This is a genomic window from Chryseobacterium phocaeense, from assembly GCF_900169075.1.
GTDB lineage: Bacteria > Bacteroidota > Bacteroidia > Flavobacteriales > Weeksellaceae > Chryseobacterium > Chryseobacterium phocaeense.
The window spans coordinates 231,910-255,154 of the sequence record NZ_LT827013.1; the positions used below are offsets into that span (position 1 = coordinate 231,910).

Sequence of the window (23,245 nt, forward strand, 5' to 3'; positions counted from 1 at the left end):
AAAATACTTTCAACGGCTTTTTTAGGTCACCAATTGCTCCATCATGAATAAATTCATTAAAAATATAATTGCTTTTTCCTTAAAAAATAAAGCATTTACCTTTATCTGGGTTGCTATTTTAGCCATTGCGGGTTTCATCAGTTTCAAAAATATGCCTATTGAAGCTTTCCCGGATGTTACCAACACCCAGATCGTTATTATTACCCAATGGAATGGGCGGAGTGCAGAAGAAGTGGAACGTTTTGTGACAACTCCCATCGAATTGGCCATGAGCCCGGTTCAGAAGAAAACCAGTGTGAGAAGTACCACCATGTTTGGACTCTCCATTGTTAAAATTCTTTTTGACGACGGGGTGGATGATACTTTTGCCAGAAATCAGGTCAATAACCAATTAAGAACCGTAAGCCTTCCTGATGAGGTGGATCCGGAAGTTCAGCCACCCTACGGGCCTACCGGGGAAATTTTCAGATATACACTGGAAAGTAAGACAAAAGATTCACGGGAACTGCTGACCCTGCAGAACTGGGTGATAGACCGTGCCCTGAGAGGCGTTCCGGGTGTCGCGGATATCAATGTTTTCGGAGGACAGGATAAAGTTTTTGAGTTAAGTATTGATCCAAGGGCTTTGGATAAATATAATCTTACCCCGCTGCAGGTGTATGATGCAGTTACCAAGAGTAATTTAAATGTAGGGGGAGATGTGATCGAAAAAAACGGACAGGCTTATGTGGTTCGTGGAATCGGTCTTGTAAAATCCGTTGCGGATATCGGAAATATCACCATTCAGAATGACAGTGGAAACCCAGTGCTGGTGAAATATGTGGCAGATGTTCACGAAAGCTCCATGCCAAGAGTAGGGCAGGCAGGTCTTAATAAGCATGAGGATACCGTAGAAGGAATTGTGGTGATGAGAAAAGGAGAAAATCCGCGGGAAGTTCTGGTTGGGGTGAAAGCTAAGATCAAAGAGCTGAACGAAAAGATCCTGCCGAAAGATGTCAAAATGGTCACATTCTATGACCGCGACAACCTGATGGATTTTACCACGCACACGGTGATGCATAACCTGATCGAAGGAATTATCCTCGTAACAGTAATTGTGCTCATCTTTATGGCGGACTGGCGAACCACGTTTATTGTTTCCATTATTATTCCGTTGTCCCTGCTGTTTGCATTTTTATGTTTAAAGCTGGCCGGAATGAGTGCCAACCTGCTTTCACTGGGTGCGGTAGATTTCGGGATTATTATTGACGGTGCCGTCGTCATGGTAGAAGGCCTCTTTGTGATGCTCGATCATAAAGCACTGAAATACGGAACAGAAAAATTCAACAAACTGGCCAAAGGAGGCTGGATCAAGCAGACAGGAACCGGTTTGGGAAAAGCCATCTTCTTTTCAAAGCTGATCATCATTACTTCACTAATTCCTATTTTCTCATTTCAGAAAGTGGAAGGAAAAATGTTCTCGCCTCTCGCATTTACTTTAGGATTTGCACTGGTAGGAGCATTGATATTCACACTCACTTTGGTTCCTGTACTTTCCCATATCCTTTTGAATAAAAATGTAAAAGAAAAAAATAATCCATTCGTTAATTTCTGGGACAGAATTGTACTGAAAGGCTTCAACTATACTTTTAAGCACAAAAAAATGAGTTTAATTGTTGCCGTATCTTTTATGGCAGTCACCTTATTCTCAGGGAAGTTCCTGGGAACGGAATTCCTTCCGCAGCTCAATGAAGGTTCACTCTGGATCACTGCAGAAATGCCGATGAGCTCTTCATTAAAAGAGTCTTTGAAAACCGCTGATCTTTTAAAAAAAGACATTATGAGTTTTCCTGAGGTGACCGATGTTCTTGCCCAGACAGGTCGAAGTAATGACGGAACAGATCCCAACGGTTTCGGATTTGTGCAGTTTGCCGTTAACCTTAAACCAAAAGAAGACTGGAAACGCAGCATCAGTTACGAAGACCTGATTGAGGAGATTGATAAAAAATTAAGAAGCTATCAGGGAATTACATTTAATTATTCCCAGCCGATCTCAGATAACGTAGCGGAAGCGGTAGCCGGTTTCAAAGCGGAAAACGGAATTAAAATCTATGGTGATAATCTGGAAACGCTGGATAAATTGGCTGAAGAGGTTTTAAAACAGATCAAAAATGTGGATGGCGTAAAAGATCCCGGGATTATTAAAAATATTGGTCAGCCGGAAGTAAGCGTAGTGCTGGACCGTGATAAAATGGCGGCGTACGGAGTGATGCCGGATGATGCCCAATCTGTACTGGAAATGGCTTTCGGAGGCAAAACGGCATCAGAAATGTTTGACGGGGAAAGAAAATTCCCGATCCGTCTCCGCTATTCTCAGGAATACAGGAAGGATGAAAATGACATCGCTTCACTGATGGTTCCTACCCAGGACGGCACAAAAATCCCGCTGAAAGAGATCAGCAGCATTGTAAAAGATAACGGAGCAGCCTTTATTTACAGGGATGATATTAAAAGATATATTGGGGTTAAATTCTCGATCCGTGACAGGGATTTGGGAAGTACCATCGCCGATGCGCAGAAAAAAGTAGCGAATATTGAGCTTCCGGATGGTTATTCCATTGGCTGGACAGGTCAGTTCGAAAACCAGCAACGGGCCTCCCACAGACTGGCTCAGGTAGTTCCGGTCAGTATTCTGGGGATTTTCTTCCTGTTGTTCATTCTTTTTGGAAACATGAAAGATTCCTTACTGGTATTGGCCAATGTACCTTTTGCATTGATCGGGGGAATTATTGCCCTTCATCTTACCGGAATGAATTTTGGGATTTCCGCAGGGGTGGGAATGATTGCATTGCTCGGGATATGTATTCAGAACGGGGTGATCCTTATCACGGAATTCCATCAGAATGTTAAAAACGGTTTAAGCCTGGATGAGGCTATATTAAACGGGGTTAAATCCAGAACACGCCCTGTAATTATGACCGCATTGATGGCCTCCATAGGATTAATGCCTGCTGCGTTATCCACAGGAATCGGTTCGGAATCTCAAAAACCTCTGGCTATTGTCATTATTGGAGGATTGTTTACCGCAACCGTACTGACGCTGCTTATTTTCCCTATTATTTTCTGGATCTTCAACAGGACGAAAAAGTCTCAGCAGATTTAATATTTCTTCTATTCTATATTAACCGAAGCGCAGGGAACACCGTTCTCTGCGCTTCTTCGTATCGAAATAATTATTATGAGTCTTTTTAAAATCCTGGTCCTACTGCAAAAGCTTTTACCGGATTGGGGTAATCTGAAACTGAGGTGGCAGCTCCGGTGGTTGTATTTACTGTATATAATTTTGTTGAGGTACCTACCATTGCCATCAGATAAGCTTTCTGGCTCATGCTTCCTATATCAAAACCGTTAGTATTGGTTATATTGATTCCCAGTGAGCCCGTCTCTACTAATGTTCCATTATTGGGCGGATTTTGCTGGTAGAGTTTATCCGTATTGTGATCAATAACAAAAAGGGTTGTGGTGGTAGCTCCTGCAAAATTATTGGTGTAAGCTGCGGCACTTAACATAGCGGTAACCGGATTAATGGCCATATCAGATGCTGTAAGTCCTCCTGTTACAGGATCTAAACGAAGATTTTGCCCTGTGTTGCTCACTACCCGTATTTTATCAACAGCAGGATTAAAATCAAAGCCAAAGTCTGTTCCTGCCAGTAAAGTAGCGAAAGGAGAAGTGCCTACAGCTGTAGCTGTGCCCGTTCCTAAATTGAGTGTATAGATTCTGCTTGAACTTCCCAAAGCATACAATTGCCCGTTGGCAGGACGGAAATCTATGCCCAGGATATTTTCCCCGCTTTGGAGTCCTGCTACTGTTTTTGAAACAGGCATCGGATTGTTTGGATTAAATATCTGAAGGTTATTCGAGTTGTCAATAGCGTATGCTACAGCTTCAGTAGGGATCGCCAGGTCGATCACCGGCTGGGGAAGGGATCCTATAAAAGTGGCTTTTCCGTTATTCAGATCCAGGGTGTGGAGTTTTTCATTTAAAGCCACCAGAGCGGTCGTATTGTCATATTTAATATCGAAGGCGGCTTGTCCTGAAGAAGAGGCACCAAGGTTTCCTATTTCTACGAGAGTTCCGTTATTGGGAGGATCCTGCTTGAATAATTTTCCGGAAGACGCATCAATATCATACAATACCGTAGAAGAGGCGCCTGCTTTGCTGTTGGTGTATGCCACCCCGGTGATGCTCACAGTTCCCGCTCCTGAAATATTGATGTCTGTGGCTGCCAAAGCCCCTGTTTCAGGATGGAGTCTTAAATTTTGCCCTGAATTACTTACCAGGCGTATCCTGTCAACCGTTGGATTAAAATCAATAGAAGCGATGGTTCCGGAAATCCCGGGACTGAAGGCGGTAGCGCTCACCATTCTTGCAGAAGCATTAGCTGTATTAATGATGTATAATTTGCTGGCGTTGGATAGGGCATATAATTCGCCGGTGGCGGGTCTGAAGTCGATGCTCATTAATTTTTCACCTGACGGAATTCCTGTTATCGTTGTTTTGGAAGCAAATGTTTTGGGATTATTGGCATTGAATGCAACCAGTTCGTTCATAGAGGAGAGCCCATAGGCCATTACATCCGGTCCGGTTACATTTTGATCAGGTATCATGTTATCATCAGAATCGCTGCACGAAACAAATGCGGTTATGGTGATTAATACCATAAAAAAGGAAAATACTGTTCTCATAATAATAATTTTTAATGGTTTACAGTATGTACGAGAAGAGAGATGAAGCGGTTTTTATACTTTCGTTTTTTTTTGAAAAAAAATATTTTAAGGTTCTATACCATTCAGAATTAATTACATATAATGACAGATTTTATCATTTGGAGCAAAAACGCAGTGATCATTTTTTTCAATCCGGAAATTTGTGTAAATTTGCAGTCTCAATACATTGAAATATAAGGTTTGTGCTTCATTGATTTGAATATTGAAACTTTTTTAAAGAAAAAGGTTTTGGTATTTAAAAAATCATTATATTTGCACACCGAAAATTTGAAAAACAATAAATAAATAATTTTAAATCATGGCAAAGGAAACGTTTAATCGTAACAAACCACACTTGAACATTGGTACTATTGGTCACGTTGACCATGGTAAAACTACTCTTACAGCTGCTATTTCTGCTGTATTAGCTAGCAAAGGTCTTGCTGAGAAAAAAGACTTCTCTGCGATTGACTCTGCTCCAGAAGAAAAAGAAAGAGGGATCACTATCAATACTGCTCACATCGAGTACGAAACTGAAAAAAGACACTATGCTCACGTTGACTGTCCAGGTCACGCCGACTATGTTAAGAACATGGTAACTGGTGCTGCTCAGATGGATGGAGCTATCGTAGTATGTGCTGCAACTGATGGTCCAATGCCTCAGACTAGAGAACATATCCTACTTTGCCGTCAGGTAAACGTACCTAGAATCGTTGTTTTCATGAACAAAGTTGACATGGTAGACGATGCTGAGCTTTTAGAGCTTGTTGAAATGGAACTTAGAGATCTATTATCTACTTACGAGTTTGACGGAGATAACTCTCCAGTAATCCAAGGTTCTGCTCTTGGTGCTCTTACTGCTGCTACAGAAGGTAATTCTGATGACAAGTGGTTCAAAACTGTTGAGCAATTGATGGATGCTGTTGACGAGTGGATCGAAGAGCCAACAAGAGATACAGATAAGCCATTCTTGATGCCAATTGAAGACGTATTCTCTATTACAGGTAGAGGTACTGTAGCAACTGGTAGAATCGAAGCTGGTATTATCAACACTGGTGACCCAGTTGATATCGTAGGTATGGGTGATGAAAAATTAACTTCTACAATTACAGGGGTTGAGATGTTCAGAAAAATCCTAGACAGAGGTGAAGCTGGTGATAACGTAGGTCTATTGTTGAGAGGTATTGAAAAAACTGACATCAAGAGAGGTATGGTTATCGCTAAGAAAGATTCTGTGAAGCCACACAAAAAATTCAAAGCATCTGTTTATATCCTTTCTAAGGAAGAAGGTGGACGTCACACTCCATTCCACAACAAGTACCGTCCTCAGTTCTACGTAAGAACTACTGACGTTACAGGTGAGATCTTCTTACCAGAAGGTGTAGAAATGGTAATGCCTGGTGATAACTTAGAGATCACTGTAGAATTGTTACAGCCAATCGCTCTTAACGAGGGTCTTAGATTCGCGATCAGAGAAGGAGGTAGAACAGTTGGATCTGGTCAGGTTACTGAAATTCTAGACTAATCATCTTAAAATAAATAAAGCTTCCGTTAGGAAACTCTCGGAAGCTTTTATCTACGGGCATCGTCCAATGGTAGGATACCGGTCTCCAAAACCGTTGATCAGGGTTCGAGTCCTTGTGCCCGTGCAAATATAAATTATGAGTTCATTTGTCGATTTTTTAAAAGGTTCTTATAACGAATTCAGACATAAAGTTGAATGGCCAAAGTGGTCTGATCTTCAGTCCTCTACTATTGTAGTAACTATTGCTACAGTGATTTTGGCATTATTTACCTTTGGAGTTGATGAATTGTTTTCAAAAGCAATCAGCAACATAATAGGAATGCTAATTAACGTGTTCAACTAAAAAAAGTGTTTTCCCATAATGAGCGAATTGAAATGGTATGTGCTGAAAGCAATCAGCGGACAGGAAAATAAAGTGAAAAACTATATTGAGACGGAAATCAAACGTTTAGGGTTTGAACAGTACGTTACTCAAGTGGTTATTCCTATGGAAAAGGTTATTCAGATCAGAAATGGAAAAAAAGTTCCTAAAGAGAAGCCTTACTATCCTGGATACTTAATGATCGAAGCTGATCTGATGGGAGAAATTCCTCACGTTATTAAAAACATTCCGGGGGTAATATCCTTCTTAAGTTTAACCAAAGGAGGAGATCCTGTTCCGATGAGAAAATCTGAAGTAAACAGAATGCTGGGAAGAATGGATGAACTTTCAGAATTTGCCAGTGATGTTGAAATCCCATATATTGTAGGTGAAAACGTTAAAGTAATAGACGGACCTTTCAATGGATTCAACGGAACTGTAGAAAAGATTCTTGAAGACAAAAAGAAAATTGAAGTTTCTGTATTGATCTTCGGTAGAAAAACTCCAATGGAGCTTAGCTATATGCAAGTGGAAAAAGTATAAATCATACTTTATACAATATATAAAAGACTGCTGTTTCAGCGGTCTTTTTTTTGTTGGGTACAACAGATTATTATAAAACAGTATAGAAGAAAGTTTTGTTGGATATTATGTATTTATTGCTTTTTATTTTGTTCAATTTGTATGTAATTGTGATTATTTAATATATTTTCACTTTAATAAGTATTTATTTTTTAATTTATTTTCATTTGGCATGCTTATTGCAAATTACTAGCCAATCCAAAAAGTTTTACCCTTTTTCAGTATATACTATGCGTTGTAATAGTATAGCGCTTCTGTCTGGTTATAGCAGAAGGCCGAAGGGGAAACTCAATGAATAAACACACAAAAACATAAGTTTAATGATCAGAATTATTTCGATGGTACTTTTATTAAGTGCTGCAGGTACAAATGCGCAGGTGGGGATAAATACTACAAAACCCGAGAAAGATTTATCCGTGAATGGAACCATGAAAACATCAGGAATGATTTTCAAAAAGCCTTTGGAGAAATTGGGAGCTGATGAAAATTACACGTTTGTCATCAAATCTCCGGCTCCGGAAAATAAAATCACGGCGTACAATGATTCTTTTGTCCCGAATTCTCCGGCACCTATCAATCTCATTCAGTTTAAAATCACCTGTGACCCTTCGGATAAAGACTGGGTAAATCAGTTTGACACCAAAATCAATTCCAGTAAATTTCTTGTGGTGATCTCCTCATTCGGATTTACACAGGCCGTAAGAACTTATTCTGCAGACTGGCTGACACCTGTACCACAGATTTTTGCCTATTCTTCAGGGGGGACGTGGAAACTTAAAGCAGATTACCAGGGTTTTGCCCCGGACAATTCTTTTCCAACGGGAGTCTGGACACTTAATCTTTTGGTTTTCGACAAAGCTTATGCTAAAGAAGTAAATACAACACAGAATCTGGGAGCTTCTACCGGTGCAGCCACCGCTCCGTTAATTCAATAAAAAACATTACATAATGAAAAAAATGACCACATTATTCCTGGTGGCAGGAACCTTTTTTGCTACAAATGCTCAGGTGGGAATAAATACAGCCAATCCTCAGGGAACTTTAGATGTAGCCGGCGAAATATTAGTAGAATCATATCTGGTAGATACGGTGAATTCATCAGCAAAAGGAAATTATTTTCTTTTAACCCGTTCAAAGGATACCAATCCGGTAGGAAAAATCAAAATGCTGGACATCTCGCTTAGAAATGTAGCACCTGTCAATACCTACAAGCTTATTCTCAAAAATGTAAGCCAGGATGAAGTGATTAATCTGAATACTGGCCTTGAAACCAGCAAATATGTAGTGGCAATCACGGGTGCTGTTTTTTCGGATGCTGTTTCTGCAGTAAACACCGCTACCACTCCTAAATCCTTTGGAGCTTATTCTACTGAAGTAACCCAGGTAACAAATGGGGGAAAAACATACCATGCGGTTAATCTAAGTTTTAAAGGAGCAGGAACCGTGTCTTCCGCAAACGGAACCTGGACGCTGACGCTGAATGTATTTGAAAGATCTTTGGTGAAAGACTGGGGAACATTCAACGGATCTGTTTCCGCATCTGCTTCACCGGTATACTCAGGAGTTTCAACCAACACGCCGTTAGGCCTTCAATAATGATGATCATGGAAAGAAAAATATATATAACAGTGATCCTGTTTCTGGGAATGCTGATTAATGCTCAGACAGGAAGAGTAGGGATCAAAACCACCGATCCGAAAGAAACACTGGATGTAAACGGAAACACGTATACCAACGCTCTGTATCTTAGAAATCCCGGAGAACCTACGATGACCGGAGGAAGCTTTTTAGCGACTTCTGAAAATTCTCTTCAGCTGTATGATCCTACTCTGGAAAGCAGCGGATTGTTTAATTACCTTAAACTTTCCCTGACCGGAATTCCCGGTACCGGAATTACAGACTATGATACGAAAATTGATGCGGATAAATTTCTTCTGGTCGTTCATAATTATTCGTTTAAACTGAATGATGGAACAACCAATGTAGTCCTGGATTATGGGGATAACGGAACCAATGACAACAGGCAGGGATCTCCCGATGTAACTTCATTTAAAAGTAACGGAACATGGCATATCAGGGCGAGATTTACAGACAGCAAGCTGATTGCGCTTACTTCTGCTAATCCTGCGAGAAATTACAGTAACTTTACGGTAGACCTTTATCTTATGGCCTACAAAAGGCTCATTACAAAACAGAATATCAGTGATATTACCACAGATCTGGGTGGAACGAACGGTTCAGCGCGTTCTGTGAATAAACCTTCCGGTTTTTAATCGTCGGGCTTTAAAATAATAAAACAAAAAAGAGACAGTTTCATCAATAGTGAAACTGTCTCTTTTTTTATCTGTTCTGATTAATCTTTAATGAATTTTTTGGACAACAGGTTTCCTGAAAGATCATTGGCTTTTAAAATATATATTCCTTTCAGAAGATCCGGGACATCAATATGGTTTCCTTTTGAATTTCTTTTTAAAAGTTTTCCGTCCATAGAGTAAATTTCAATCTCCTGTAATTCCTGTGAAAAGTATAAAATGTTTTTTACAGGATTGGGGTAAAAATTCAGAACAGGCTTTTGATTGGCTTCGGAAGTTGCCAGGACATTACATTCCGTATTGTAAACATCACCTGTGATGGTCCAGTTTTTAGAGTTGATCAAAGAATTTCTGGCAGTTACCGCTTGTGGAGTAGAATACGTAAGGCCTGACGCTCCTAAGGATAGATTATTCGGGGTAGAAATGTTGTTGGCCCAACCCTGAAGGGTAGAATTATAATTGCCACAGGATAAAGCGGAAGAATCCAGCATGGAATTGATTTGTGTGACTGCATATAAATTCCAGTTCCGCAAATCCTGATTAAAAGCGGTGGCATTTTTAAATGCAGAGCGCATATCTGTTACTGATGAAGTATCCCAGTTTCCAATCGGCTGGTTAAAGATAGGATTGTCGGCGAACATATAAAACATATTGGTCACATTGGAGGTATTCCAGTTTCCGATGGGCTGGTTAAAAACTAATGTCTGCGAGAACATAGAGTGCATGATGTTAACCTGCGAAGTGTTCCAGTTGTTAATAGGCTGATTAAACTTTTTAGCCGCCGCAAACATGGCTGTCATCCTGGTGACATTGGAAGTATTCCAGTTTCCGATGGGTTGATCAAAAGCCTGGCTTTCGCTAAAAACTCCCTCCATATCCGTTACCGCCGAAGTATCCCAGTTTCCAATGGGCTGATTAAATTTGGCAGTTTTACTAAACATATATTTGATATCGGTTACATTCGAAGTGTTCCAGCCTGCCAGAGGCTGGTCAAACATTCCCGTAAAATAAAACATTCCTGACATATCTGTTACATTGGAAACATTCCAGTTCTCGAGAGGCTGGTTAAATGCTTCCGTTCCGCCAAACATATAGCTCATATTGGTGACGTTCGAAGTGTCCCAGTTAGCTAGAGGCTGGTTAAACTGTCTGCTGTAAAGAAAGGTCCATTCCATATTGGTCACATTGGAAATATTCCAGACTCCAATGGGCTGGTTAAACAGTTCGGCGTTACAAAACATCAATGACATGTCTGTGACATTGGAGACATCCCAGCTGCTGATAGGTTGGTTGAATTTTCGGGCTAAGTTGAAAACCTGGTGCATATTGGTTACGTGAGAGACATCCCATGTATTGAAAGAAGGATTTCCCACGAGTTTATAGCATCCTGAAAAAAGCCCTGACATATTGGTAACATCATTCAAATAGGGGATATCTGTGGCGGTGACATCCATTTCCTCACAGTGAAGAAAAGCATTTTCCATACTGGACCACTTAATATTCCCCCATTGTGCAACCTCCGTGATTTTGTAAAGATCTCCCCGTACAGTCATTGTTGGTGGGTAAAAACAGATGCGGTGAAAGATTCCGCTTCCGTCACTTACTTTCAACGTATAAGTAGCATTATTGGCGACGGGATTGGAAGGTGTTCCGAAATCAATTAAAAGAGGAGCTCCCAGCATGGATGTAACATGGCTAAGTGTTCCATGATGAGTAGGATACCCTATTTCCTCCCAATAGATCTCATAATCTGTTCCAATTCCCGGAAAGAGAATCTGATTTGCTGTAGTGGTTGTAGGAAAGGGACCGGTATTGCTTGGCTTCCAAATCGTGATGAATTCATTCTGTGCTTTTATAAGCGAGAATAGTAAAAAAAACAGACTCAGGAATAAAGATTTGGCATTCATGGATTTTAGTTTTACTGTAAATGTAATTAAAAAAAATATTTAATAATTCTTTCTAAAAATCAGCACATTCCATTTGCTATTTCAAAAATATTTTATAATTTTGCAGTCCGAAAAGTAGATTTACTGTATGTGAGTAGGTAATCTACTGAATAATAAATGCTTCCAAACTCATTAATTATTCAAACTAAAAAAATTAAAAATGGCTAAGAAAGTCTTTAAAATGGTAAAGCTTCAGGTGAAAGGTGGCGCAGCTAACCCTTCTCCACCAGTAGGTCCGGCATTAGGTTCTGCAGGTGTGAACATCATGGAGTTTTGTAAGCAATTTAACGGGAGAACCCAAGATAAGCCAGGGCAAGTTTTACCTGTAGTAATTACAGTATACGAAGACAAATCTTTTGAATTCGTAATTAAAACTCCACCTGCAGCAATCCAGTTAATGGATGCGGCTAAAATCAAAGGAGGTTCCGGAGAACCAAACAGAAACAAAGTAGGTTCTGTATCTTGGGATCAGGTGAAGAAAATCGCTGAGGATAAAATGACTGACCTTAACTGCTTTACAGTAGATTCTGCAGTTTCTATGGTTGCAGGTACTGCTAGATCTATGGGATTAAGAGTAACAGGAACTAAACCAACTTTTAACGCTTAAAACTATTAGAAATGGCAAAATTAACTAAAAAGCAAAAGGAAGCTTTAAGCAAAGTAGAAAAAGGAAGAATCTATAACCTTGAAGAAGGTTCTGCTCTTGTAAAAGAAGTAAACACTACAAAATTTGATGCTTCTGTAGATATCGCTGTAAGACTTGGAGTAGATCCAAGAAAAGCAAACCAGATGGTAAGAGGGGTAGTATCTCTTCCTCACGGTACCGGTAAAGATGTTAAAGTTTTAGCATTGGTTACACCGGATAAAGAAGCTGAAGCGAAAGAAGCGGGAGCTGACTATGTAGGTCTTGACGAATATTTACAAAAAATAAAAGAAGGTTGGACAGACGTTGACGTTATCGTTACGATGCCGGCTGTTATGGGTAAATTAGGTCCATTAGGTAGAGTATTAGGTCCAAGAGGTCTTATGCCAAACCCTAAATCAGGAACTGTAACTATGGAAATTGGTAAAGCAGTAACTGAAGTGAAAGCAGGTAAAATTGATTTCAAAGTTGATAAATACGGTATTATCCACGCTGGTATTGGTAAAGTATCTTTCGATGCTGCTAAAATCAAGGAAAATGCTCAGGAATTGATCCAGACTTTGATCAAAATGAAGCCTACTGCTGCTAAAGGAACTTATGTGAAGAGCATCTATTTGTCTTCTACAATGAGCCCGGGTATTGCAATTGATACTAAATCTGTTAACTAATAATAATCCTTAAGACAATGACAAAAGACCAAAAAGTTGTAGCAATACAAGAGATCAAAGATTTGCTTCAGGATGCAAAAGTAGTTTATGTAGCAGATCTGGAAGGTTTGAACGCTGGTAAATCTTCTGATTTCAGAAGACAGGCTTTCAAGCAAAATATCAAAGTGAAAGTAGTAAAAAATACACTTTTACAAAAAGCAATGGAGCAAATTGAAGGAGTAGATTACTCTGAGATGTTCCAGTCTTTCAAAGGAAATTCAGCTATTATGATTTCCGAGACTGCAAACGCTCCTGCAAAATTAATCAAAGACTTCAGAAAGAAGGATGAGAAGCCGGCATTAAAGTCTGCTTTCGTTCAGGAAACTTTCTATATTGGTGACAACAACCTGGAGATGTTAGCAAACATCAAGTCCAGAGAAGAAATGATCGGTGAAATCATCGGATTACTTCAGTCTCCGATTCAGAGAGTTGTTTCTGCTCTTCAAAACAAACCTGAAACAGTAGAAGCTAAAGCTGAAGAAGCTGCTGCACCTGCTGTGGAAGAAACTCCTGCTGCTGAAGCTCCGGAAGCTCCTGCTGCAGAAAGCACTGACGAAACGCCAGCTGCTGAATAATTACACTCAAAAAATTAAATAAATAATCAACAAAAACATTACAACAATGTCAGATTTAAAAAATTTAGCTGAAACGCTAGTAAACCTAACTGTAAAAGACGTAAACGAATTAGCTGCTATCCTTAAGGATGAGTACGGAATTGAGCCAGCTGCTGCTGCTGTAGTAGTTGCTGCAGGTGGTGCAGGTGAGGCTGCTGAAGAAAAGACTGAATTCGATGTAATTCTTAAGTCTGCAGGTGCTTCTAAATTGGCTATCGTTAAATTAGTAAAAGATTTAACTGGTGCTGGTCTTAAAGAAGCTAAAGATATCGTAGACGGTGCTCCTGCTCCAATCAAGCAAGGTGTATCTAAAGACGAAGCTGAAGCTCTTAAGAAGCAATTAGAAGAAGCTGGTGCTGAAGTAGAATTGAAATAATTTCAATTTACTATAAAATAAGGAGCCCGGACAGAAATGTCCGGGCTTTTTTGTATTCGTATGGCGCTGAAAGCCAGTGATAATTACTATGTGTATTGGAATATGTTTGTTATAAATTATTTCATATTTAAAAATGATTATCAAATTGATAATATTTAACATAATGATAAAAATATTATTCATAGAATTGCTTATTTGTTATTAATTTTTGATACCAAAATATTGTTTTGATTAAAAAATTGCTATATTTGTACCGAAAAAAAACACACACATAATTTGAAAAGAAGTTACTTTATCTTCTATGGCTCTGCTATGGCATGTTGTATCAGTATGCTGGCTGCATTGCAGATTGGAAATCTCAGCACGACCTCTCCAGTAGTAAATAAAACTGCTGTGTCAGCCTGTTATTCTGATGAAACCAACTGTTTTGATAACAGTATAGCGTTTCATAATTATACAAAGCAGACCGGGGACGCCAGCTGCACTACAGAAAGATTACTTCCATCTTTCAATAAATTCTCTCTAAAATTATATGCAGGAACACAAAGCCGCAATAAGACTTACTTTAAAAGGTATAATCAGGAGATCAACCATGTAATATTTTTTAATGACGCCCAAGTAGGAAATGGACCTTACCATCCTCCTGCTTTAATGTCTTCCAAGCTGTATTCCAGTGTAAGGTACGTGAAGCCATTGCATCTGGGTATTGAAACAGACTATCATCGCAAAGCCGGTAGATATGCCGCAGGTGATGCTGAAATTCGTGAGGGTTTTAATTTTATTATAGATTTTCCGGATAAAACCTCTTAAACTGTAACGGAGCAGACTTACAATCCACTTACTTCAACGAAAAATTGTCATTTCCACTCATTGCCAGAGTGAAAAAGGCCACTCATATTAAAAAAACACACACAAAAAAAAGACAAATATCACTAGAAATGAAAAACAGATTATTGACACTCGCTGCTTTTTCCTTGTATTTTGGAATTAGCGCACAAGTAGGAATTAATACAAATCAGGGACAGGCAACCCTTGATGTTGTAGGATTTCCTTCCAACTCCGCTAAGCTGGACGGAATTATTGCACCAAGGCTTACCGGGAATCAGCTCAGAGCTAAAACGTACACATCAGCTCAGAATGGAGCAATGGTTTATGTAACACAGGCGGACAGCGCACCGGCAGGCCAAACTGTGAATGTAACAGCTGCAGGATATTATTACTTTGATGGAAGCGTATGGGTAAAAACTTCTACAGGAGCTAATGCTGTAACTAGTTTTTCTTCAGGAAATCTTACTCCTTTATTTACTACCTCAGTAGCCAACGCATCCAGCACTCCGGCTTTATCTTTTAACCTAACCAATGCTCCGGCAAATACTATTTTCGGGAATAATACGGCAGCAGCTGCAGGTCCGAATTACTTTTCAGCGGCGGCTTTGGCAATCAATGGAGATGTAGTGGGAACTTTGGGAACTACAACAGTAGCTAAAATCAATGGTTCACCTCTTGGGAATTTAGGATCAGTGGTTAACGGGCAGGTTCTTACTTTTAACGGAACCAACTGGGTGCCTTCCACTCCTGTTGTTCAGTCAAGCGACTGGCGTGTGACCGGGAACACCGATGTTACTGCTGCCAATGTAAGTGCTTCAGTGGGAAGTGCGGCAAGCGGCGTTACCAACCTTAAATATTTAGGAACCCAGAATGCCAATGATCTGGTTTTCGTTGCCAACGGAACCATTCGTGGGGTCATCAGCAGTTCAACCGGCTCTTTAACCGGTGGAGGAACAGATGGGGACTCTTACCTGGCCTGGGGAAGCAAAAATACAGTGAATACAACAGCTACGTATAACAATGCGATTGCATTGGGGTATAATAATACAGTGAATTCAGGAGGACAGCCAACGCATGCGAATACGGCAGTTGCCATCGGAAAAGGAAATACGGTCAATCAGAATGGAGTGGCTGTAGGTTATGGCAATACCACGCTGGGAGGATATGCGCTGGGAAGTGGCAATAATATCCAGGGAGGAACCGCTATGGGCTTCAAGAATACTTCCGGTGGAAATTTCAATATCATCGGAAACGGATTTAACGCCGGTTCATATCCTGCCAACAGTTTTATCGGTCCTGCGGGAACCACTCCGGGATCCAATATTTACTCTAATAAATACCATATTTTCAATGCACAGGATACTACCAGCGGGAATGTGCTGCAATCTTTTGTAGGAGTTAATACATTGCTTACGGCAAGTCAGGAAGCTGATGTTAAAGTAGCCAAAGCAGTACAGATTGTTGGGACAGTTGATGCCACGATGAGTTGTAATGCTAACAACGAAGGATCCATAAGATATGTAGTAAACTCTGCAACAGCACCAACTTCAGGAAATTTCCAGGGCTGCAGAAGAACTTCTGCTACAGCTTTTGCATGGGCACAATTAAACTAAAAAAAATTTAAAAACACTTTATAAAACAAAAAAATGAAACAAGAAATGACTAAAAAATTATTTCGGAAACTGACGGAAGTTGTCCTGGTACTTTTTTCGGCAGTTGTAATGGCACAGGGCTATACACCCATCAGAGGTATGGGGGTGGAAGCAAAGCCTGTCAACAATTCAGGAATCTGCCTGGCGTGCTATAACGGGAGCTTGAATCCTGTAATAGATGCAGACCTGAATAACAAGGTAAGCATGGGGAACTTTGCTTCCTTAGTGAGCGGAAACGGGATATCCGTAAAAAACACGAATACTACTTATCCTGCGGGATATATTACCGGATTCAATGTAGATCTTGGAACCAGCTTTATTACAATTGATCTTTTAAGCTCTTTGAGAATCAGTACCTATAAAAATGGTGTTCTCCAGGAATCTACAACCAGCTCAACACTTCTGTCAGTGCCGGCTTTCGGGGGAAGCAAAAACAGAATCTTCCTTCACTTTAAGACGACAAGAGAGTTTGACGAGGTGAGATTATACCAGACCAATGTATTGTCTATATTCAGTGCAATGAATGTATACTATGCATTTGCATTTGATCCTGCTAAAGTACCGGTTGATAACAATGGGATCTGTGATGATATTATCGCAGGAAGCGGTGTAGATGGCAATATCTCAGGAAGCAGCAGTTTCCTTGCTCCGCTTTCTTATGTTCAGAACAGAGAAAGAATCGGGGATGGAGATAAAAACTCTTACGGATCTATTGTGCTTCCTGCAGGACTTTTAGGATCTTACTCAGTTGGAGTTTTAGATAAGAACCAGGTGTATCCGGCAGGAAACAAAGCAGGTTTTGTGATTTCTCCTGATGATGAAGGAAAGCTTTTAAGTGCGGAATTCCTTAAGAATATTACTGTTGAAACGTATTTATTCGGGAAACTGCAGGATTCCAGAACATTATCAGATGGAGGTGGTCTGATCAATATTAAAGTTTTAGGATTTGGATCCGGAAAACAGAAAGTATCAGTTACCACTACAAAACCTTTTAATGAGGTTCGTTTAAAAATTACCCAGACTTTAGGGGTGAACTTAGGCGCTTTAAAAGTGTATTATGCATTTGAAGAGCCTGCATCTTGCGAATGTGATGATAAAATTCAGACCAGCGGTTCCGCTATTCCGGGTAACCTGACAACAGGAGCTAACTGGACTTCAGGGCCTGGCTTTTTTGGTCTTATCCTGGCTAAAATGATAAATCCGGGAAATATCGTAGATACCAATACTTCTAACTATGCTACTGCAACTATTCCTGCAGCGTCATTCTTAAGTATTTTCTCTGCATATGCTACAGTAAACACCAATTCTTTGCTTCCTGCCAATACTTATGCGGGATTCACATTGGAAAAAGCAGCCAACCTGATCGGGGTAAGCGTTCTGGAAAATATTACGGTAACCCTTTACAATAATAATACACAAACCGACAGCTTTACAAGTACAGGAAGCTTGATCAGTGGAAACTTCTTCACAACGAATTCCAATAAATTCTATGTAGGAGGAAAAGCTACCAAGCCTTTCAACCGTATGAAAATTACTTTCTATAGTGGTACAGGAGTGCGTTTTCCTCAGAACTACAATATCTATAATGCATTTGCCAGTAGAGATGATGATAATGACGGGGTTCCTAACTGCTTTGACCAGTGCCCGAACGGAAATGACAGTATAGACCTGAACGGAAATGGTATTCCTGATTGTGCGGAAGGGTGTACAGCAGTAAATGATAAGTCTCCTACCATTGATTCTGATGGAGATGGTATTGTTGATGCTTGTGATAATGATTCTGATGGAGACGGTATTCCGGATACTGCAGAAGAAGATACCAACCAAAATGGAATTTATGAAGATGATGATGTAGACGGTGATCCTGCGGTGGTTACTATCCTTGGTGATGGTGTAGCCAATTACTTAGACCTTGATTCCGATAATGACGGTATTTTAGATCTGTTCGAATCTGGTATTCCAAGCTCTGTGATCAGCCAGATAGACGCAGACCGTAACGGGGTGATTGATAAAAATGTGCCTGTGGGTACAAACGGTATCGCTGATATCCTGGAAACTTCTCCTGATTCAGGGGTTATGAAGTATCCTATCAAAGATACAGACGGTGACGGAGTTCCTGACTTCCTGGATCTGACTTCCAACGGAGTAGAATATGATTTACATAAAATCGGTAAAGGTAACCTCGATACTTTAGGATTTGGATTCATCTCAACAATCAGCGATTCTGATAAAGATGGTATTCAGGCAGTGGTAGATACTGATCTTGTGAACAGAGGGGCACCAAATTCTCCGCTTTCACCTTATGCTACCCTGTTGAAAAACGGACTGATAAGTGCAGCAAAAGGTATTACTGCTTCAGAGGTTGCTTCAGTAGCTGATGATATTAAAGTATATCCTAACCCGGTAAAATCAGGTGACAACCTTAATGTGAAGTCTCAGGAGAGCGGAACATATTCATTGTTCTCTGCTCAGGGACAGATGATCAGAACAGATAAATTCTCGGGTAATGCTCAGATCAATACGGCATCTTTACCGGCGGGTATTTATATTGTGAAGATAGAAACGAAATCAACAGTGAAATCTTACAAGATCATTGTAAAATAATTTTTCATATTTTCTATAGTGAAAGGCTGTCCTTCAGGACGGCCTTTTTTATTTGAATATATTTAATGATCTCAAAATGAAGAGGTTTTATTTGTGTATGTGAGTAGAATTTTGTACCTTTGTCCCTCTTTTGGCGCGAATAATTGTTTGTAAATCTATAATATACTGAAAATCAGCTCTTTCATGGAAAATAATGAAAGAGGTTTCCGTATATAGGTACTACGGCTAATCTGCCTCAAAAGTAATAAAAATATTTTGCATTACGCTGTGAAAAGATATACCAGTGTTGCAGTTAGGAATAAGACTCTGAGAATAAAGAAAAAAGAATAAAGACTATTTCTAATAGCGCCAAACATTTGAAGTCTTTTATCTTTCTCTGTTTTCATTTTCTACTCCTGATATTTTTTAATAAATCAAAATATTTTTTAACCCTTTCTTAAAAGTTTTATGAGTAAAACAACAGCAACAACAAGGGGGAATCAGAGAATTAACTTCTCATCAGCTAAAGGAAAAATCATCACTCCGGACTTCCTGGACATCCAGCTTGAGTCTTTCAAAGATTTTTTCCAGCTTGATACCCTTCCGGAAGACAGAACAGACGAAGGTTTATACAGAACCTTCCAGGAAAATTTCCCTATTACGGATTCCCGAAACCAATTCGTATTGGAATTTCTTGATTATCTGGTAGATTCTCCACGTTATTCAATTGACGAGTGTGTGGAAAGAGGATTGACGTATTCAGTGCCTCTTAAAGCAAGACTTAAATTGTATTGTACAGACCCTGAGCACGAGGATTTCCAGACTGTGGTTCAGGATGTATACTTAGGCCCGGTTCCTTATATGACGCCTAGTGGATCTTTCATCATCAACGGTGCAGAGAGAGTTATTGTTACGCAGCTTCACCGTTCACCTGGTGTATTCTTCGGACAGACTTACCACGCTAACGGAACCAAACTGTACTATTCAAGAATTATCCCTTTCAAAGGATCTTGGATGGAATTTACAACTGATATCAACAGCGTAATGTACGCGTATATCGACCGTAAGAAAAAGTTACCATTAACTACCCTTTTAAGAGCCATCGGTTATGAATCTGATAAGGATATCCTTCAGATCTTCGACCTTGCTGAAGAAGTGAAAGTTTCCAAAGCTGCCCTTAAAAAAGTAGAAGGAAGAACATTGGCTGCGAGAGTATTGAACACATGGTTCGAGGATTTCGTAGACGAAGATACAGGTGAAGTAGTTTCTATCGAAAGAAACGAAATCATCCTGGATAGAGAAACAATTCTTGAAAAAGAACACCTTGATCTTATTCTTGACGCCGGTGTGAAATCTATTTTGATTCACAAAGAAAACAGCAATGAATTCTCTATCATCCAGAATACATTACAGAAAGACCCTACCAACTCTGAAAAAGAAGCGGTAGAGTATATCTACCGTCAGTTAAGAAATGCAGATCCGCCAGATGAGGAAACAGCAAGAGGAATCATTGAAAAATTATTCTTCTCTGAGCAGAGATACTCATTAGGGGAAGTTGGACGTTACAGACTGAACAAGAAATTAGGTCTTAATATCCCTACAACTACTGAGGTCCTTACAAAAGAAGATATCATTGCAATTGTAAGACACCTGATCGAGCTTGTCAACTCTAAAGCTGAAGTTGATGATATTGACCACTTGTCAAACAGAAGAATCAAGACTGTTGGAGAACAGCTTGCAGGACAGTTTGGGGTAGGTCTTTCAAGAATTGCAAGAACCATTAAGGAAAGAATGAACGTTAGAGATAACGAAATCTTTACTCCTCTTGATCTTGTTAATGCAAAAACTTTAACATCAGTAATCAACTCGTTCTTCGGGACCAACCAGCTTTCTCAGTTCATGGACCAGACCAACCCGCTTTCAGAAATCACGCACAAGCGTAGACTTTCTGCACTAGGGCCAGGTGGTTTATCAAGAGAAAGAGCAGGTTTCGAGGTTCGTGACGTTCACCATACCCACTATGGAAGAATCTGTCCGATTGAAACTCCGGAAGGACCAAACATCGGTTTGATTTCCTCTCTAGGTATTTATGCTAAGATCAACAGCTTAGGATTCATCGAAACGCCATACAGAAAAGTAGAAGACAGTAAGATCGACCTTAACGCAGACCCTATCTATCTGAATGCTGAAGACGAAGAAGATAAAGTAATTGCCCAGGCGAACGTAGAACTGAATGACAGCGGAGAATTCTTAACAGACAGAATTATTGCAAGACTGGATGGTGACTATCCGGTAGTGGAACCTTCCCAGGTGAACCTTATCGACGTAGCTCCAAACCAGATCTCCGGTATTTCAGCTTCATTAATTCCGTTCCTGGAGCATGATGATGCGAACCGTGCTTTGATGGGATCAAACATGATGCGTCAGGCCGTTCCTCTATTGAAGCCTCAGGCGCCAATCGTAGGTACAGGTCTGGAACAGCAGGTGGCAAAAGATTCAAGAATTTTGATCAATGCTGAAGGTACAGGTCTTGTAGAATATGTGGATGCTGATAAGATCATTATTAAATATGAAAGAAGCGATGACGAAGATTTAGTACAATTCGAGTCTGCTACTAAAACATATAACCTGACTAAGTTCAGAAAAACCAACCAGAGTACAACCATTACCCTAAGACCAAACGTAAGAGTAGGTGAAACGGTACAGAAAGGTCAGGTACTTTGCGACGGTTATGCTACTGAAAACGGAGAACTGGCACTGGGTAGAAACCTTGTGGTAGCGTTCATGCCTTGGAAAGGATATAACTTTGAGGATGCAATCGTAATTAACGAGAAAGTAGTACGTGAAGACTGGTTTACTTCTATCCACGTAGATGAATATTCTCTTGAAGTTCGTGATACCAAATTAGGTATGGAAGAATTGACGGCAGATATTCCTAACGTTTCCGAAGAAGCAACCAAAGACCTTGACGAGAACGGTATGATCAGAATCGGGGCTGAAGTGAAGCCTGGAGATATCATGATCGGTAAGATCACTCCAAAAGGTGAATCAGACCCTACTCCTGAAGAAAAACTTTTGAGAGCCATCTTTGGTGACAAAGCCGGTGATGTAAAAGATGCTTCATTGAAAGCGGATTCATCATTAAGAGGTGTTGTGATCAACAAGAAATTGTTCTCAAGAAACATTAAGGACAAAAAGAAAAGAACTGAAGAAAAACTTAAACTTGAAGAAATTGAAAACACTTACAAGGCTAAGTTTGATGAGTTGAGAAATACATTAATTGAAAAATTAAATACACTGGTAGGCGGTAAAACTTCTCAGGGAGTTACCAATGACCTTGATGAGGAAATCATCGGAAAAGGTGTGAAATTCACTCATAAATTACTGACTTCAGTTGAAGACTATGTAAACGTAAGCGGTGCGGACTGGACTGTAGATAATGATAAGAATGAATTGGTTAAACAATTAATTCACAATTACAAAATCAAGTTCAACGATATCCAGGGAGTTAAAAACCGTGAGAAATTCGCAATTTCAATCGGGGACGAACTACCGGCAGGTATCATGAAATTGGCTAAAGTTTATATCGCTAAGAAACGTAAACTGAACGTAGGGGATAAAATGGCAGGACGTCACGGTAACAAAGGTATCGTTTCAAGAATCGTTCGTGAAGAAGATATGCCATTCCTTGAAGACGGAACACCGGTAGATATCGTATTGAATCCACTTGGGGTACCTTCCCGTATGAACATCGGTCAGATCTACGAAACCGTTCTTGGATGGGCTGGTCAGAAGTTGGGAATGAAGTTCGCTACACCGATCTTCGATGGAGCTAGTCTTGATCAGATCACGGAGTACACAGAAAAAGCAGGTCTTCCTAAATTTGGTAACACGCACCTTTATGATGGTGGTACCGGGGAAAGATTTACTCAGCCGGCTACGGTAGGGGTAATCTACATGCTGAAACTGGGTCACATGGTAGATGACAAGATGCACGCACGTTCTATTGGACCTTACTCATTGATTACTCAGCAGCCGTTAGGAGGTAAAGCCCAGTTCGGTGGTCAGAGATTCGGAGAGATGGAGGTTTGGGCTCTTGAGGCATTCGGAGCATCGAATATCCTTAGAGAGATCCTAACCGTGAAGTCGGATGACGTGATTGGTAGAGCGAAAACTTATGAAGCCATTGCAAAAGGTGAATCTATGCCTGAACCAGGTATCCCGGAATCATTCAATGTATTGCTTCACGAGCTGCAGGGTCTTGGATTAGACGTAAGATTGGAAGAGTAAATTAAAAGATTTAATTATTAAAAAATTAAAGCATTAATTAAACTCAGAGATAATAAGTGCGAAGGAATTTTTAAATCT

Annotated in this window: 17 protein-coding genes and 1 tRNA gene; 16 read left to right on the plus strand and 2 right to left on the minus strand. The window is 40.0% G+C overall.

Annotation, left to right across the window (positions count from 1 at the left end):
* The first annotated feature begins 43 nt into the window (after positions 1–43).
* A complete protein-coding gene (locus tag B7E04_RS00995; RefSeq protein WP_080776730.1) occupies positions 44–3,142 on the plus strand; it encodes an efflux RND transporter permease subunit in 3,099 nt (1,032 codons plus the stop codon).
* An 85-nt stretch (positions 3,143–3,227) separates the two neighbouring features.
* Here the strand turns inward: B7E04_RS00995 and B7E04_RS01000 are convergent, their stop codons facing one another.
* A complete protein-coding gene (locus tag B7E04_RS01000) occupies positions 3,228–4,727 on the minus strand; it encodes a DUF4394 domain-containing protein (RefSeq protein ID WP_080776731.1) in 1,500 nt (499 codons plus the stop codon).
* A 340-nt stretch (positions 4,728–5,067) separates the two neighbouring features.
* Here B7E04_RS01000 and tuf point away from each other — a divergent pair, with 340 nt between their 5' ends.
* From tuf to B7E04_RS01035, 7 genes are all read left to right on the plus strand, one after another.
* Positions 5,068–6,273 carry an elongation factor Tu gene (tuf, locus tag B7E04_RS01005; protein WP_072955499.1) on the plus strand — a complete coding sequence of 402 codons (1,206 nt, stop codon included), beginning with the start codon at positions 5,068–5,070 and terminating at the stop codon, positions 6,271–6,273.
* 53 nt (positions 6,274–6,326) lie between these two features.
* Positions 6,327–6,397 (plus strand) — tRNA-Trp (locus tag B7E04_RS01010).
* Positions 6,398–6,409: 12 nt separating this feature from the next.
* Positions 6,410–6,616, plus strand: a complete 207-nt coding sequence (gene secE, locus B7E04_RS01015) for a preprotein translocase subunit SecE (protein WP_034723808.1) — start codon at positions 6,410–6,412, stop codon at positions 6,614–6,616.
* Positions 6,617–6,634: 18 nt separating this feature from the next.
* Positions 6,635–7,177: a transcription termination/antitermination protein NusG gene (nusG, locus tag B7E04_RS01020; protein WP_062650150.1), complete on the plus strand. Its 543-nt coding sequence runs from the start codon at positions 6,635–6,637 to the stop codon at positions 7,175–7,177.
* A gap of 359 nt (positions 7,178–7,536) precedes the next feature.
* A complete protein-coding gene (locus B7E04_RS01025; RefSeq protein ID WP_080776732.1) occupies positions 7,537–8,151 on the plus strand; it encodes a hypothetical protein in 615 nt (204 codons plus the stop codon).
* A gap of 13 nt (positions 8,152–8,164) precedes the next feature.
* Positions 8,165–8,812 (plus strand): hypothetical protein, encoded by a 648-nt coding sequence (locus tag B7E04_RS01030; RefSeq protein WP_080776733.1) that lies wholly within the window; start codon positions 8,165–8,167, stop codon positions 8,810–8,812.
* A gap of 8 nt (positions 8,813–8,820) precedes the next feature.
* Complete coding sequence (locus B7E04_RS01035; protein WP_080776921.1) at positions 8,821–9,489, plus strand: hypothetical protein; 669 nt, start codon at positions 8,821–8,823, stop codon at positions 9,487–9,489.
* Positions 9,490–9,569: 80 nt separating this feature from the next.
* On the opposite strand, the gene B7E04_RS01040 is transcribed toward B7E04_RS01035, so the two are convergent.
* Positions 9,570–11,435, minus strand: a complete 1,866-nt coding sequence (locus B7E04_RS01040) for a BspA family leucine-rich repeat surface protein (RefSeq protein WP_080776734.1) — start codon at positions 11,433–11,435, stop codon at positions 9,570–9,572.
* Positions 11,436–11,634: 199 nt separating this feature from the next.
* On the opposite strand from B7E04_RS01040, the gene rplK reads away from it, so the two are divergent.
* From rplK to rpoB, 8 genes are all read left to right on the plus strand, one after another.
* Positions 11,635–12,081 carry a 50S ribosomal protein L11 gene (gene rplK, locus B7E04_RS01045; protein ID WP_062650142.1) on the plus strand — a complete coding sequence of 149 codons (447 nt, stop codon included), beginning with the start codon at positions 11,635–11,637 and terminating at the stop codon, positions 12,079–12,081.
* Positions 12,082–12,092: 11 nt separating this feature from the next.
* On the plus strand, positions 12,093–12,785 hold the full coding sequence (gene rplA / locus B7E04_RS01050; protein WP_040997412.1) for a 50S ribosomal protein L1: 693 nt from the start codon (positions 12,093–12,095) through the stop codon (positions 12,783–12,785).
* 17 nt (positions 12,786–12,802) lie between these two features.
* Positions 12,803–13,399, plus strand: coding sequence for a 50S ribosomal protein L10 (gene rplJ, locus B7E04_RS01055; protein ID WP_062650140.1), 597 nt, complete (start codon positions 12,803–12,805; stop codon positions 13,397–13,399).
* 46 nt (positions 13,400–13,445) lie between these two features.
* Positions 13,446–13,814 (plus strand): 50S ribosomal protein L7/L12, encoded by a 369-nt coding sequence (rplL, locus tag B7E04_RS01060; protein WP_076781873.1) that lies wholly within the window; start codon positions 13,446–13,448, stop codon positions 13,812–13,814.
* 276 nt (positions 13,815–14,090) lie between these two features.
* On the plus strand, positions 14,091–14,624 hold the full coding sequence (locus B7E04_RS01065; RefSeq protein WP_139785303.1) for a hypothetical protein: 534 nt from the start codon (positions 14,091–14,093) through the stop codon (positions 14,622–14,624).
* Positions 14,625–14,752: 128 nt separating this feature from the next.
* The gene (locus B7E04_RS01070; RefSeq protein WP_139785304.1) at positions 14,753–16,255 is read left to right on the plus strand and encodes a hypothetical protein; all 1,503 of its coding nucleotides are present in this window, start codon (positions 14,753–14,755) and stop codon (positions 16,253–16,255) included.
* Between the two features lie 45 nt (positions 16,256–16,300).
* Positions 16,301–18,898 (plus strand): T9SS type A sorting domain-containing protein, encoded by a 2,598-nt coding sequence (locus B7E04_RS01075; RefSeq protein ID WP_165439390.1) that lies wholly within the window; start codon positions 16,301–16,303, stop codon positions 18,896–18,898.
* A gap of 447 nt (positions 18,899–19,345) precedes the next feature.
* Entirely contained in the window at positions 19,346–23,167 is a 3,822-nt protein-coding gene (rpoB, locus tag B7E04_RS01080; protein ID WP_080776739.1) for a DNA-directed RNA polymerase subunit beta, read from the plus strand.
* Positions 23,168–23,245 lie beyond the last annotated feature (78 nt).

Coding starts and splice junctions, on each gene's coding strand:
- B7E04_RS00995 (WP_080776730.1), top strand. CDS start 44: ATGAATAAATTCATTAAAAATATAATTGCTTTTTCCTTAAAAAATAAA.
- B7E04_RS01000 (WP_080776731.1), bottom strand. CDS start 4,727: ATGAGAACAGTATTTTCCTTTTTTATGGTATTAATCACCATAACCGCA.
- tuf (WP_072955499.1), top strand. CDS start 5,068: ATGGCAAAGGAAACGTTTAATCGTAACAAACCACACTTGAACATTGGT.
- secE (WP_034723808.1), top strand. CDS start 6,410: ATGAGTTCATTTGTCGATTTTTTAAAAGGTTCTTATAACGAATTCAGA.
- nusG (WP_062650150.1), top strand. CDS start 6,635: ATGAGCGAATTGAAATGGTATGTGCTGAAAGCAATCAGCGGACAGGAA.
- B7E04_RS01025 (WP_080776732.1), top strand. CDS start 7,537: ATGATCAGAATTATTTCGATGGTACTTTTATTAAGTGCTGCAGGTACA.
- B7E04_RS01030 (WP_080776733.1), top strand. CDS start 8,165: ATGAAAAAAATGACCACATTATTCCTGGTGGCAGGAACCTTTTTTGCT.
- B7E04_RS01035 (WP_080776921.1), top strand. CDS start 8,821: ATGGAAAGAAAAATATATATAACAGTGATCCTGTTTCTGGGAATGCTG.
- B7E04_RS01040 (WP_080776734.1), bottom strand. CDS start 11,435: ATGAATGCCAAATCTTTATTCCTGAGTCTGTTTTTTTTACTATTCTCG.
- rplK (WP_062650142.1), top strand. CDS start 11,635: ATGGCTAAGAAAGTCTTTAAAATGGTAAAGCTTCAGGTGAAAGGTGGC.
- rplA (WP_040997412.1), top strand. CDS start 12,093: ATGGCAAAATTAACTAAAAAGCAAAAGGAAGCTTTAAGCAAAGTAGAA.
- rplJ (WP_062650140.1), top strand. CDS start 12,803: ATGACAAAAGACCAAAAAGTTGTAGCAATACAAGAGATCAAAGATTTG.
- rplL (WP_076781873.1), top strand. CDS start 13,446: ATGTCAGATTTAAAAAATTTAGCTGAAACGCTAGTAAACCTAACTGTA.
- B7E04_RS01070 (WP_139785304.1), top strand. CDS start 14,753: ATGAAAAACAGATTATTGACACTCGCTGCTTTTTCCTTGTATTTTGGA.
- B7E04_RS01075 (WP_165439390.1), top strand. CDS start 16,301: ATGACTAAAAAATTATTTCGGAAACTGACGGAAGTTGTCCTGGTACTT.
- rpoB (WP_080776739.1), top strand. CDS start 19,346: ATGAGTAAAACAACAGCAACAACAAGGGGGAATCAGAGAATTAACTTC.